The organism is Luteimonas sp. A537 (assembly GCF_054052065.1).
On sequence record NZ_JBSVRH010000003.1, the window covers coordinates 339,620 to 352,091 of the forward strand.

Sequence of the window (12,472 nt, forward strand, 5' to 3'; positions counted from 1 at the left end):
AGGCTCAAGCGCTGAAGGGGAAGTAGCGCGGGATCAGCACCACGGCCATCACGATGAAAATGATGTTCAGGGGCAGCCCGACTTTCACGAAGTCGCGGAAGCGGTAGCCGCCGGCGGCGTAGACCATGGTGTTGGTCTGGTAGCTGATGGGCGTGGCGAAGCTGGTGGACGCGGCGAAGGCGACCGCGACCAGGAAGGGCTTGCTGTCGAGGCCGAGCGACTCGGCGGTGGCGATCGCGATCGGCACCACCACGGCCGCCGAAGCGTTGTTGCTCATGATCTCGGTCAGGGCCGAGGTCAGTACGTAGATCACCGCCAGGGTTGCGACCGGCCCGAAGCCTCCGAACAGGCCGATCGAAAAATCCGCGACCAGCGCCGCGGCGCCGCTGTTCTGCAGGGCGATGCCCAGCGGCAGCACGCCGGCCAGCAGCAGCACTACGCGCCAGTCGATGGCGGCGTACGCATCTTCCGGCTCCAGCACGCGCAGCAGCAGCAGCATGCAGCAGCCGATGATCGCCGAGGCGACGATGCTCATCAGCCCCGCGGCGGCCACGGCGACCACGGCGGTCAGGATGCCCAGCGCCAGCAGCGAGCGGCGGATGGAGGTGCGGGTCTGCTCGCGCTCGCCCAGCACCACCAGGCCGGGGTCGGCGCGCATCAGGTCGAGCGCGCTTTCCGGCGCATCAAGCAGCAGCACGTCGCCGACGGCCAGCGGTACGCGATCCAGCGGCTGCCTGGAGGACAGGCGGTGGCGGTGCAGGCCCTGCACGCGGGCATGGTAGGTATGGGCGAAGCGCAGGCTGGCCAGGGTGTGGCCGATGAGGTGCGAGCTTGGCGCCACCATCACTTCGGCGTGCACGCGCTCGTCCTCGTCGTCGCCCTCGAGGTCGCCGGCTACGTCGTCATGGCGCAGCTTGAGCTTGCGCCGCGCGGCCTCGATGTCGGTCCAGTTGCCGCGCACCATCAGGCGGTCGCCGGCCTCGATCCCGGTGCCCCGCGGCGAGGGCACTGCGGCGCGGCCGCGGTAGATCTCCAGCACCACCACGTCGCCGCTGTCGTCGGGCAGCAGTTCGCTGCCCCGCTTGCCGATCGCGCTCGACTTTTCCGGCACCAGCAGCTCGGCGACGTAGCGGCCGGCATGGCCGCTGTCGGCCTGCTGCGGCACGCCGAGGTCGGGCAGCAGGAAGTGGCGCGCGATCATCAGGTAGACGGTGCCGACCACCACGAAAATGATGCCCAGACTGCTGAACTCGAAGATGGTGAAACCTTCGTGCCCCGCCTGCCGCGCCATGGAATCGACAAGCAGGTTGGTGGAGGTACCGATCAACGTGCACACACCGCCGAACTGGGCCGCGTACGACAGCGGGATCAGGAACTTCGACGGCGGAAGATTGTTGGCCACCGCCGCGGCGATGATCAGCGGCAGGAACACCGCGACTGCGGCGGTGTTGTTGATGAACGCCGACACCGCCGCGGTCAGCAGCATCATCACCAGCGCCAGCAGCCAGCCCCAGCGGATGCGCGCGATGGTTTCGCCCAAGCGGTTCAGAGACCCGCTCTGCTGCAGCCCGGCGCTGAGCACGAACATCGCAGCCACGGTCACCGTGGCCGGACTGCTGAAGCCCGACAGCGCTTCCTCGGTGCTGACCAGGCGCAGGGTGAGCAGCGCGGCCAGGACCAGCATCGCCACCACTTCAGGCGGCATTTTTTCGCTGATGAACAGCGCGACCGCGCCGGCAAGCACCAGGAAGGTGAGCAGCATGTCCGGAGTCATGGGCGGCGCGCTCCTTGGCCGAGCGGCGGAAGCATGGTCATCGCGGCGATGCTCACCAGCAGGTTCAGAGGCATTCCATTCTCTCGGGCCCAGGGGACGCGCATTTCACCTCCGGTGGGAGCCGGCGCGCAGGAGGTCAGGATATCCGCAGGCCGTGGAGGTGCAATGTCGACGGCACAGGGTGCCACCGCTGGCGGACGAGGGCATGGATGCGCGTCACGCGCGGGTGGGATACTGGCGTCCTGTTCCCGCCCTGCGAGGCACCGCTTGTCCAGCCCAGACCCTTCCCGGTTCGACGTCGTCGTGGTCGGCGGTGGCGCCAGCGGCGCGCTGGTCGCGACCCATCTGCTCGGCGACGGTGCATGCCCGCACACCGTGGCCCTGGTCGAAGCGCGGCCGGCCATGGCCGAAGGCGTCGCGTATTCCACCCGGCACCCCGAGCACCTGTTGAACGTGCGTGCCGCCGGCATGAGCGCGTTCGGCGACAGCCCGTGGGATTTCGTCCGCTTCCTGGAGGGCCTGCCCGAGCATGCCGGACAGGAACCGGCCACGCTCGGCGCGCGGTTCATGCCGCGCATGGTCTATGCGCGCTACCTGGCGGCGCTGGCTGGAGGCCGTCCGGGGCTGGAGCGCTTGAGCCGGATCACCGATGCCGCCGTGGACGTGGTGCCGCTAGAGGACGGCTTCGAGGTGGTGCTGGCGTCGGGCGGCCGGCTGCGGGCGCGGGCGGTGGTGCTGGCGGTGGGCAACCGTCCCGCGAGGCTGCCGGTGGCCGACGGCGGGGCCGCAAGCGGGATGGCCGTGGTCGAAGCCTGGGACTATGCCGGGGTCGCGGCGATCCCGCCGGATGCCGATGTCTGCATCCTCGGCGCCGGGCTGAGCATGGTCGACGTGGTCCTGGGCCTGTGTGCCAACGGACATCGTGGGCGCATCACTTCGCTGTCCCGGCGCGGACTGGTGCCGCTGCCACATGCCGAGCCGGCGCCGCCGTCGGACGTGGAAATCGCCGGCCTGCTGGACGAGCCGGACCTGCGCGCCCGGCTGCGCGCAGTCCGCCGCGTGGTCGCGCGCGAGCAGGCGCAGGGTCGGCCCTGGCAGGCGGTGATGGATGCGCTGAGGCCCCACGTCCAGGCGCTGTGGACCAGCCTGGACGCAGCCGGGCAGCGACGCTTCCTGCGCCACCTGGTTCGCCATTGGGACGTGCACCGCCACCGCATCGCTCCGGAGGTCGCGCGGCAGCTGGACGCAGCCACCGCGTCCGGGCAGTTGCGGAGGCTGGCCGGCCGGCTGGTGGTGGTCGATGGCGGACCCCGGCCCGGCATCACCTGGCGTCCGCGCGGTCGCGACGGCCTGGAGCGCTTCGAGGCCGACGTGCTGGTCAATGCGCTCGGCGTGGACAAGCGGATCGATGTCGGCGACGGGCTGCTGGCGCGGCTGTGCGGACGCGGGCTGCTGCGTCCCGGGCCGCATCGCATCGGTGCGGCAACCGCGGCCGACGGCGTTCCCCTCGGCGCCGACGGCGCGCCGGTGCCGGGACTCTGGACCCTGGGGGCGCTGCGGGTGGGCGACCTCTGGGAAAGCATCGCCATGCCCGAGCTTCGCGGCCAGGCGCTGGACGTCGCCGGCGCGGTGCGCGCCCATCTCGACGCGACCGGGCCATAATCGGGCCATGGACCGCTACGAACGCATCCTCTCGCTGCACCGCATCCTCGGCTCTGCGCGCTATCCGGTCACGGTCGCGCGCCTGCAGGAGGAGCTGGACTGCTCGCGTGCCACCGTCTACCGCGACGTGGCCTTCCTGCGCGACGCGCTGATGGCGCCGATCGTGGGCGACGATGCCGGCATCCGCTACGACGCTGAAGAGAGCGGCCGCTTCGAACTGCCGGGCCTGTGGCTGAGTTCCGAAGAACTGCACGCGCTGCTGGCCGCGAAGCAGCTCCTGTCGCGCAGCAGCGGTGGCGTCCTGTCCTCGGCGCTGGCGCCGCTGCAGTCGCGCATCGAGAAGCTGCTGAGCGAGCACGCCAGCGGCAAGCAGTGGCCGATGGAGCGCGTGCGCGTGATCCCGCACCGCACCCGGCGCCTGGATGAACAGGCGTTCCGCGCGGTGTGTTCGGCGGTGCTCGGGCGCAAGCGCCTGGCCTTCGAATACCGTGCGCGCTCGACCGATGAGAAAACCCGGCGCACCGTGTCGCCGCAGCGCATCACCCACTACCGCGACAACTGGTACCTCGATGCCTGGGACCACGAACGCGACGGCCTGCGCAGCTTTTCGGTCGACCGCGTCACCCACGCGCGCGGGCTGGAAGACGCCGCGATCGACGTCGACGAGGGCGAGCTCGACCGCCATCTCGGCGGCAGCTACGGCATTTTCTCGGGTGCGCCCAAGGGCGTGGCGACCATCCTCTTCAGCGCCAAGGCCGCGCGCTGGGTGGCCGACGAGCACTGGCACTCGCAGCAGCAGGGCCGCCACCTCGCCGACGGCCGTTACGAATTGAAGGTGCCTTACAGCGCCGCGCGCGAGCTGCTGATGGACGTGCTGCACTACGGCAGCGACGCCGAAATCCTCGAGCCGCCGTCGCTGCGCGAACAGGCCAAGTCGCTGCTCGAGCTGGCGCTGTCGAACTACGAGCGCTGAGGCGCGTCCCCCGCCTCAGCTGCCGGGTGTGGGGCTGGCGGCAGGCTCGAAGCCGAGCCGCCCCTCCTGTTCCGGGACCTGGGGCACGCGGCGCAGCCGGTCGGTATTGACGCCATGGCTGCGGATGCGCCGCTCGAGTTCGAGATAGGCCTCGTCTTCGACCTGCTGTGCCCGGGTGAGGATCCAGGCGTGGTCGCGCCCGGGCGAGTCGATCAGAAGCCAGCTGCCGTCGGTGGCCATTTCCAGCATGCGCAGCCGCGTGGGCACGACGCCATAGGCGCGCACTTTCCAGGTGCGATCGCCCTGGCCGTCGCGGCGGGCGGTGGAGCTGGCGGACTCCAGCGGCTGGCCGAAGCCCTCGCGCCAGTGGCGGCCGAGTTCGATCCGGTCGTCGTCGGCCATCGCCAGATGGGTGGTGGAAGCGACCTGTCCGCGTTCGCCGAACCACGGCACCCGCGCCACGACGTACCAGTCGCCCATCAGGACTTCGAGTGGCGGCATGCGGGCGTCGCGGCCGCCGGCCGCGGTGCCGTCGCGCCCGCTGGCACAGGCGGCCAGCAGCAGGCACAGCACAAGCGCGCACAGAGCGCGGATGGCAGAAGGACGTTGGAAGGGAACTCGTCTGGAATGCTGGGTCATCACGTATTCCGTGGTGCCGCGGCAGGCTGCCAGCGGGCCGGCGAAGGAGGCGTCAATGCCAGGGTCGCAGTCCTTGAGATGGGGCGGTTGCAGGCTGGGCTCCACATTCTGGAGAGCCATCATGACACCACGCACAAGCCACCGGTTCCACCCCGTCCGCCTTGCCGCCGCCGCTGGGCCTGCCAGCCCGGACTGGGTGGCGCGCGGAGTGCTGGCGCTGATGTTCCTGGCCCTGGTGGCCATGCTCTCGCTGCCGCAGGCGCGCGGCGACAGCGCCAGCTTCGGCTGGGTGCCGCTGTGGCTGGCCGGCCTTCCCGTCACTGCCTGGCTGGCACTGGCCGTGGCCCGCCGGCGCGCCGGCGACTGATCAAGACATTCGGCCCGGGTCCGCGCTTCGCGGCCTGTGCTAGCGTTGCCGGCCCACCCGCCGGAGCCTGCCGCATGTCCAAGCTGCCTTATGCCTGCCTGTTTGCCGCGCTTGCCGTTGCCTCCTTCGGCGCGACCGCGCAGGAGGACGCCGAAGTGACCGATCCATACCAGTGGCTCGAGGACGTAGAGGGCGAAAAGCAGCTCGCCTGGGTCCGCGAACAGAACGCGAAGGCGGAGGCCGAACTGGCCGACACGCCTGGTTTCAAGGCGCTCGAGGCCGACCTGCTCGCCGTCTATGACTCCGACGACAAGATCCCCGGCGTCTACAAGCAGGGCGACTGGTACTACAACTTCTGGAAAGACAGCAGGCACGAGCGCGGCATCTGGCGCCGCACCACGCTGGACGAGTATCGCAAGCCGCAGCCCAAGTGGGAGACCGTGCTCGATCTCGACGCGCTCAACAAGGCCGAGGGCGAGAACTGGGTCTGGCACGGCGCCAACTGCCTGCGTCCTGAATACGAGCGCTGCCTGGTCGCGCTGTCGCGCGGCGGCGCGGACGCCGACGTCACCCGCGAGTTCGACCTGTCCACGCAGACCTGGGTCGAGGACGGTTTCTTCCGCGACGAGGCCAAGGGCGCGCTGCAGTGGATCGACCGCGACACGGTCTATGTCTTCACCGATTTCGGCGACGGCACGCTGACCAGCTCCGGCTACCCGCGTATCGCCAAGGAATGGAAGCGCGGCACACCGATGGATGCGGCCACGGTGGTTTACGAAGGCCAGGCCGATGACATGTACATCTCCGCCGGGCACGACCACACGCCGGGCTTCGAGCGCGACTTCGTCATCCGCACCATCGCTTTCTACAACGACGAGCTCTACCTGCGCGAAGACGACGGCAGCCTGACGAAGGTTGACGTGCCGAACTCGGCGCAGAAGTCGGTGCAGCGCGAATGGCTCGGCCTCGAGCTGCGCGAACCCTGGGAGATTGGCGGCAAGACCTACAAGGCGGGCTCGCTGCTGGCGGCGAAGTTCGACGACTACATGGCCGGCAAGCGCGAGTTCGACGTGTTGTTCGAGCCCACCGACACCACCTCGCTGGCCGGCGCCACGTTCACGAAGAGCCATCTGGTGCTGAACGTGCTCGACGACGTCAAGAACCGGCTGCACGTGCTCACGCCGGGCGCCGACGGCTGGACCCGCAGCGAGTTCGCCGGCGCGCCCGAAATCGGCACGGTGGGTGTCTCGGCGGTAGACAGCGACGAGTCCGACGCGCTGTGGATGACCGTCACCGACTACCTCACGCCCAGTACGCTGTCGCTGGTGGAAGTGGGCGGAAAGCCGGAAGTGCTCAAGACCATGCCGGCGTTCTTCGACGCATCGAAGCATGTGATCGAACAGCACTTCGCCACCTCCAAGGACGGTACCAAGGTCCCGTACTTCCTGGTGCATCCCAAGGGCATGGCGCTGGATGGCAGCAACCCGACGCTGCTGTACGGCTACGGCGGCTTCGAGATCTCGCTGACGCCGGGCTACTCCGGCGGCGTCGGCAAGGGCTGGCTGGAGAAGGGCGGCACCTATGCCGTGGCCAATATCCGCGGCGGCGGCGAGTACGGCCCGCGCTGGCACCAGGCCGCGCTCAAGGCCAACCGCCACAAGGCCTACGAGGACTTCGCCGCGGTGGCACGCGACATGATCGAACGCAAGATCACCTCGCCCGCGCACCTCGGCATCCGCGGCGGCAGCAACGGCGGGCTCCTCACCGGCAACATGCTGACGCAGTACCCGGAGCTGTTCGGCGCGGTCGTGATCCAGGTGCCGCTGCTCGACATGCAGCGCTACCACAAGCTGCTGGCCGGCGCCTCGTGGATGGCCGAGTACGGCAACCCGGACATCCCGGAGGAGTGGGAGTTCATCAAGACCTTCTCGCCCTACCATCTGTTCGATGAAGCGAAGGACTATCCGCCGACCCTGATCCTGACCTCGACCCGCGACGACCGCGTCCACCCGGGCCACGCCCGCAAGATGCACGCGCTGATGTCGGAAGCGGGCAAGGACGTGCGCTACTACGAGAACATCGAAGGTGGCCATGGCGGCGCGGCCAACAACAGGCAGGCCGCGCACATGGACGCGCTGTACCTGACCTTCCTCTGGCAGCAGATCGGCCGCGACGCCGACTGACCTCGCCAGCAACGACCCCGGGGCGCCGCAAGGCGCCCCGGTTGCATCCGCCACCCGTGGACCCCATCCAATGAAGCCCATCGCACTTGCCGGCCTCCTGCTCATGACCCTCACCAGCCACGCCGCCACGCCCACGCCGCCCGACGTCGAGAAGCGCGCCCACGAGGTCCGTGCCCCGCACGGCGCGGTGCGCCAGGACGAGTACTACTGGCTGCGTGACGACGCGCGCGAAGACAAGGCCATGCTGGCCTACCTCGAAGCCGAGAACGCCTACGTCGACCAGGTGGTGGCGCCGCTGAAGCCGGTCGAGGACGCGCTGTACGACGAGTTCATCGCCCGCATCAAGCAGGACGATGCCAGCGTGCCCTTCCGCGAGCATGGCTGGTGGTACTACTCGCGCTACGAGGCCGGCAAGGACTACCCGGTACACGCGCGCCGCAAGGACGCCGAGGGCCTGGATGCCGCCGCGATCATGCGCCTGAACGAAGCCGGCGATTTCGCCGCCGAGCAGGTGCTGCTCGACGTCAACGCCATGGCCGAGGGCAAGGAGTACTTCAGCGTCGGCGTGTACGAGGTCAGCCCGGACAACCGCACCCTGGCCTGGGCCGACGACAGCATCGGCCGACGCCAGTACACGATCCGCTTCCGCGACCTGGAGACCGGCAAGGATTACCCGGAATCCATTCCCGGCCTGTCCGCCGACATGGCCTGGGCGGATGACAACAGGACCCTGTTCTACGTCGAGAACGACCCCGACACGCTGCTGACCGTGCGCGTGAAGAAGCACGTGCTCGGTACCCCGGTGGCCGACGACGTGCTGGTGTACGAAGAGGAAGACGACAGCTTCTACATGGGACTGTCGCGCACCCGCGACGAACGCTTCATCTGCATCGGCGTGGAGAGCACGGTGTCCAGCGAGCTGCGCTGCACCCCGGCCTCCGACCCGGGCGAATTCACCGTGCTTGCGCCGCGCGAGCGTGACGTCGAGTACGACGCCGACCATTTCGACGGCCGCTGGGTGATCCTCACCAATGCCCCCGGCGCCGACGGCGACAAGGCGCCGAACTACCGCATCGCCACCGCGCCCACCGCCGCCACTTCGCGCGCGGAGTGGAAGGAGTGGATCGCGCACCGCGACGACGTGCTGCTGGAAGGCTACGAGCTGTTCGACGGCTTCACCGCGATCGCCGAGCGCTCCAACGCCCTGGAGCGGGTGCGCGTGCTGAAGGCCGGTGGTGGCGACGAGTACGTCGCCGCGGACGAACCGGCGTACTCGATGGGCCTGTCGGTCAACGCCGAACCCGACACCGAGTGGCTGCGCTACGGCTATACCTCGATGACCACGCCGGGCACCACCTACGAGCTCAACGTGCGGACCGGCGAGCGTCGCCTGTTGAAGCAGCAGCCGGTGATCGGCTACGACCCCTCGAAGTACGTCACCGAGCGCAGCTGGGCCACCGCCCGCGACGGCACCCGCATCCCGGTGTCGCTGGTCTACCGCAAGGGCTTCGAAAAGGACGGCACCGCGGCGCTGCTGCAGTACGCCTACGGCAGCTACGGCATGTCGATGGACCCGGGTTACAGCCTGACCACGACCAGCCTGCTGGACCGCGGCATGGTCTACGCCATCGCCCACATCCGCGGCGGCCAGGAGATGGGCCGGAAGTGGTACGACGACGGCAAGCTGCAGAACAAGATCAATACCTTCACCGACTTCATCGACGTCACCGACCATCTGGTGGCCGAAGGCTGGGCGTCGAAGAACCGCGTGGCCGCCTACGGCGGCAGTGCCGGCGGCCTGCTGATGGGCGCGATCTCGAACATGGCGCCGGAAAAATACCGGCTGATCCTGTCGCAGGTGCCCTTCGTCGACGTGGTCACCACGATGCTCGATCGCAGCATTCCGCTGACCACCAACGAGTACGACGAGTGGGGCAATCCCGAGCGCAAGGCCGACTACGACTACATGGTCACGTACTCGCCCTACGACAATCTGGAGGCCAGGGCCTATCCGGCGATGTTCATCGGCACCGGCCTGTGGGATTCGCAGGTGCAGTACTGGGAGCCGGCGAAGTACGTTGCCCGCCTGCGCGACCTCAACACCTCGGGCGCGCCGGTGCTGTTCCGCACCAACATGGACGCCGGTCATGGCGGCAAGTCGGGCCGCTTCCGCCGCTACCGCGAGCTGGCGGAGATGTACGCCTTCATGCTCGACCAGCTTGGCGTCGCCGCCGACGCACCCGCGGCTCCGGCTCCGGCGCCCCCCGCGAACCCCGCCCCGGCACTGTAGGAGCAGCTACAGCTGCGACTGCCCATCCGTGCTTTCGTGTGGCATGGCCGCGGCGACGCCATCCCTGCTTTTTGTGGGGCATGGCCGCGGCGACGCCATCCCTGCTTTTTGTGGGAGCGGCTATAGCCGCGAAATGGGCTGGCGGCCAAAGGGCGTCGCGGCTATAGCCGCTCCCACAAAAGCAGCTCCTGCAACGGTCGCTCCTGCAACGGCCGCTCCTGCAACAGCGGGCGCCCCGGCGCTGCCAAAGGCATGATGGCGGGATGGATGAGCATTCCCGCACGCCAACGCCGCCCCGGGCCGCGCCGCCCGACGCACGGCCCGTGCGCTTCCGCTGGGCGTGGTGGCTGCTGGCCTACGCCGCGCTCGGCCTCGGGCTGCTCGGCGTACTGCTGCCCGGGCTGCCCACGGTGCCATTCATCCTGCTCTCCGCATGGGCGGCGGCCCAGGGCTCCGAGCGGCTGCATCGCTGGCTGCTGGCGCACCCGGGTTTCGGGCCGATGATCCGGGACTGGCACGAGCATGGCGCCGTTACCCGGCGCTCCAAGTGGATGGCCACGGGGGCCATGGCGGCCTCGGCGCTGATCCTGCTGGCCGTGGCCTGGATGACCGGCTACGCGCGCTGGTGGGCCATCGCGCTGCCGATCGCCTGCATGGTCGCGGTGTGTGCGTGGCTGTGGATGCGGCCGGAGCCGCCGCGCTAGACTGCGGCCATGAATATCCGCGCCTTGCTGCCACTCGCCCTGCTGTCGTCCGTGCTCGCGCTGTCCGCCTGCGGCAACAAGGGCCCGCTGCTGCCGCCACCGGCGCCGGACGACGAGGATTGGCCGGCCGGATCCGCTGACGAAGCCGACGATGATGCCGATGCAGGCACCGACGGCGAGCCGGTGGACGACGATGCGGACGCTGACGTGGACACTGATATCGACACCGATATCGACACCGATATCGACGCCGATACGGACGTCGATCCCGAAGCCGGCGTCGACGGCGAGGGCGACGACCCGGCCGCGGCTGCTGCGGGCGACGAGGGTGATGGCGTCGCCTGATCCCGCGATGGCCGCGGCCGCTCCGGCCGCACTGCGCTTCAGCAAGATGCACGGGGCCGGCAACGACTTCGTGGTCCTGGACCTGCGCGACGGCCGGTCGTCGCCGGACGCCGCGCTGTGCCGGCTGCTCGCCGACCGCCACCGCGGCGCGGGCTGCGACCAGATCCTGACCATCGCCGCGCCGCGCAGCGCGGACGCGCTGGCGTCCTACGCCATCTGGAACGCCGACGGCTCGCCTTCGCAGCAGTGCGGCAACGGCGCGCGCTGCGTGGCCGCCTGGCTGGTGCGCGACGGCGCCGCGGCCGCCGACTTCATCCTCGACAGCCCGGTGGCCAGCCATCGCGCGCGTGCGCTGGGCGAGGGCATGTTCGACATCGCGATGGGCGCGCCGGTGTTCGCGCCCCAGGCGATCCCCCTGGCCGGCTTCGCCGCCGCGGCTGATGCGTACGCGATCGAGGTCGACGGCCTCGCGCTGCGCGTCGGCGCGGTCTCGATGGGCAACCCGCACGCCGTGCTCGAGGTCGACGACGTTGACGCCGCGCCGGTGGCGGAGCTGGGCCCGGCGCTGCAGCGGCACGCGGCGTTCCCGGAGTCGTGCAACGTCGGCTTCGCCGAGGTCATCGACCGCAACCGCATCCGCCTGCGCGTGTTCGAACGCGGCGTCGGCGAAACGCTGGCCTGCGGCAGCGGCGCCTGCGCCGCGGTGGCGGTGCTGGCGCGCCGCGGCCGCGTGGACGCGGCGGCGGGGGTGGATGTCGTGCTGCCCGGCGGCACGCTTCGCATTTACCATGGTGCCGACGGCGGCCTGCGCATGGCCGGACCGGCGGCATTCGTCTACGAAGGGGTATTCAACGCATGAACGACACCGTCGAGAAGCTCGGCGCCCACGAGGTCGCGGCCTGGCTGCGCCGGCACCCCAGGTTCCTGCAGCAGTTCCCGGACCTTGCGATCAGCATGGTGGTCCCGCGCGAGGACGGGCCCGCCGCCTCGCTGGCCAGCTACCAGCTGGAAGTGCTGCGCGACAAGAACCGCGAACTCTCGCGCCGCCTGCAGGACCTGTACGCGGTATCGCAGGAGAACGAGCGGCTGGCGGTGCGCACCCATCAGCTGACCCTGGCGCTGATGCGCCCCCGCAGCGCCGCCGGCGTGGTCCGGGCCATGGTTGCGACGCTTGCCGAGGACTTCAACGGCGACCTGGTGCGCGTGGTGCTGTTCGAGCCGCTGCCCGGCCTGCAGGACGAGGAATGGCTGCAGGTCATCGCCCGCGACGACCGCAGCCTGCAGCCCTTCGCCGACTGCCTCCGCGACGGCGAACCGCTGTGCGGCCGGCTGCACCCGGACAAGCAGGCGCTGCTGTACGCCGCACGCGTCGACGAGGTCGCGTCCACGGCGCTGCTGCCGATCGACGGCGTGGGCGTGGTGGCGGTCGGCAGCAGCGACCCCAACCGCTTCTATCCGGGCATGGGCACGCTGTTCCTGCGCATGATGGCCGAGGCCTTCGCGGTGGCGCTGTTGCGGCATCGGGATTGAGCCCT

At 69.8% G+C, this 12,472-nt stretch carries 11 protein-coding genes; 9 read left to right on the top strand and 2 right to left on the bottom strand.

Annotated elements, in window-relative coordinates; all coding sequences use genetic code 11:
- Nucleotides 1-4: 4 nt before the first annotated feature.
- Nucleotides 5-1,774: an SLC13 family permease gene (locus ACW7GZ_RS09150; RefSeq protein ID WP_457004512.1), complete on the bottom strand. Its 1,770-nt coding sequence runs from the start codon at nucleotides 1,772-1,774 to the stop codon at nucleotides 5-7.
- 267 nt (nucleotides 1,775-2,041) lie between these two features.
- On the opposite strand from ACW7GZ_RS09150, the gene ACW7GZ_RS09155 reads away from it, so the two are divergent.
- Together ACW7GZ_RS09155 and ACW7GZ_RS09160 are read left to right on the top strand one after the other, a co-directional pair.
- Entirely contained in the window at nucleotides 2,042-3,436 is a 1,395-nt protein-coding gene (locus ACW7GZ_RS09155; RefSeq protein WP_457004514.1) for an FAD/NAD(P)-binding protein, read from the top strand.
- A gap of 7 nt (nucleotides 3,437-3,443) precedes the next feature.
- A complete protein-coding gene (locus tag ACW7GZ_RS09160) occupies nucleotides 3,444-4,409 on the top strand; it encodes a helix-turn-helix transcriptional regulator (protein ID WP_457004516.1) in 966 nt (321 codons plus the stop codon).
- 15 nt (nucleotides 4,410-4,424) lie between these two features.
- Here the strand turns inward: ACW7GZ_RS09160 and ACW7GZ_RS09165 are convergent, their stop codons facing one another.
- The gene (locus ACW7GZ_RS09165; RefSeq protein ID WP_457008880.1) at nucleotides 4,425-5,048 is read right to left on the bottom strand and encodes a lipocalin family protein; all 624 of its coding nucleotides are present in this window, start codon (nucleotides 5,046-5,048) and stop codon (nucleotides 4,425-4,427) included.
- A gap of 121 nt (nucleotides 5,049-5,169) precedes the next feature.
- On the opposite strand from ACW7GZ_RS09165, the gene ACW7GZ_RS09170 reads away from it, so the two are divergent.
- The 7 genes from ACW7GZ_RS09170 (at nucleotide 5,170) to ACW7GZ_RS09200 (ending at nucleotide 12,467) form a co-directional block, all read left to right on the top strand.
- Nucleotides 5,170-5,415, top strand: a complete 246-nt coding sequence (locus ACW7GZ_RS09170; protein WP_457008882.1) for a hypothetical protein — start codon at nucleotides 5,170-5,172, stop codon at nucleotides 5,413-5,415.
- A gap of 74 nt (nucleotides 5,416-5,489) precedes the next feature.
- Complete coding sequence (locus tag ACW7GZ_RS09175; protein ID WP_457008884.1) at nucleotides 5,490-7,598, top strand: prolyl oligopeptidase family serine peptidase; 2,109 nt, start codon at nucleotides 5,490-5,492, stop codon at nucleotides 7,596-7,598.
- Nucleotides 7,599-7,668: 70 nt separating this feature from the next.
- Complete coding sequence (locus ACW7GZ_RS09180; RefSeq protein WP_457008885.1) at nucleotides 7,669-9,888, top strand: S9 family peptidase; 2,220 nt, start codon at nucleotides 7,669-7,671, stop codon at nucleotides 9,886-9,888.
- Between the two features lie 263 nt (nucleotides 9,889-10,151).
- The gene (locus tag ACW7GZ_RS09185; RefSeq protein ID WP_457008887.1) at nucleotides 10,152-10,592 is read left to right on the top strand and encodes a YbaN family protein; all 441 of its coding nucleotides are present in this window, start codon (nucleotides 10,152-10,154) and stop codon (nucleotides 10,590-10,592) included.
- A gap of 9 nt (nucleotides 10,593-10,601) precedes the next feature.
- Nucleotides 10,602-10,937 (top strand): LPS translocon maturation chaperone LptM, encoded by a 336-nt coding sequence (gene lptM / locus ACW7GZ_RS09190; protein ID WP_457008889.1) that lies wholly within the window; start codon nucleotides 10,602-10,604, stop codon nucleotides 10,935-10,937.
- Nucleotides 10,924-11,796 carry a diaminopimelate epimerase gene (gene dapF, locus ACW7GZ_RS09195; RefSeq protein ID WP_457008890.1) on the top strand — a complete coding sequence of 291 codons (873 nt, stop codon included), beginning with the start codon at nucleotides 10,924-10,926 and terminating at the stop codon, nucleotides 11,794-11,796. The genes lptM and dapF overlap by 14 nt, the downstream gene beginning before the upstream one ends.
- Complete coding sequence (locus ACW7GZ_RS09200) at nucleotides 11,793-12,467, top strand: DUF484 family protein (RefSeq protein ID WP_457004529.1); 675 nt, start codon at nucleotides 11,793-11,795, stop codon at nucleotides 12,465-12,467. Before dapF ends, ACW7GZ_RS09200 begins: the two co-directional genes overlap by 4 nt.
- Nucleotides 12,468-12,472 lie beyond the last annotated feature (5 nt).

What these genes read in the sequence shown, in the direction of transcription:
- ACW7GZ_RS09150 (WP_457004512.1), bottom strand. Translation starts at nt 1,774, where the DNA reads ATGACTCCGGACATGCTGCTCACCTTCCTGGTGCTTGCCGGCGCGGTC.
- ACW7GZ_RS09160 (WP_457004516.1), top strand. Translation starts at nt 3,444, where the DNA reads ATGGACCGCTACGAACGCATCCTCTCGCTGCACCGCATCCTCGGCTCT.
- ACW7GZ_RS09165 (WP_457008880.1), bottom strand. Translation starts at nt 5,048, where the DNA reads ATGACCCAGCATTCCAGACGAGTTCCCTTCCAACGTCCTTCTGCCATC.
- ACW7GZ_RS09170 (WP_457008882.1), top strand. Translation starts at nt 5,170, where the DNA reads ATGACACCACGCACAAGCCACCGGTTCCACCCCGTCCGCCTTGCCGCC.
- ACW7GZ_RS09175 (WP_457008884.1), top strand. Translation starts at nt 5,490, where the DNA reads ATGTCCAAGCTGCCTTATGCCTGCCTGTTTGCCGCGCTTGCCGTTGCC.
- ACW7GZ_RS09180 (WP_457008885.1), top strand. Translation starts at nt 7,669, where the DNA reads ATGAAGCCCATCGCACTTGCCGGCCTCCTGCTCATGACCCTCACCAGC.
- ACW7GZ_RS09185 (WP_457008887.1), top strand. Translation starts at nt 10,152, where the DNA reads ATGGATGAGCATTCCCGCACGCCAACGCCGCCCCGGGCCGCGCCGCCC.
- lptM (WP_457008889.1), top strand. Translation starts at nt 10,602, where the DNA reads ATGAATATCCGCGCCTTGCTGCCACTCGCCCTGCTGTCGTCCGTGCTC.
- dapF (WP_457008890.1), top strand. Translation starts at nt 10,924, where the DNA reads ATGGCGTCGCCTGATCCCGCGATGGCCGCGGCCGCTCCGGCCGCACTG.
- ACW7GZ_RS09200 (WP_457004529.1), top strand. Translation starts at nt 11,793, where the DNA reads ATGAACGACACCGTCGAGAAGCTCGGCGCCCACGAGGTCGCGGCCTGG.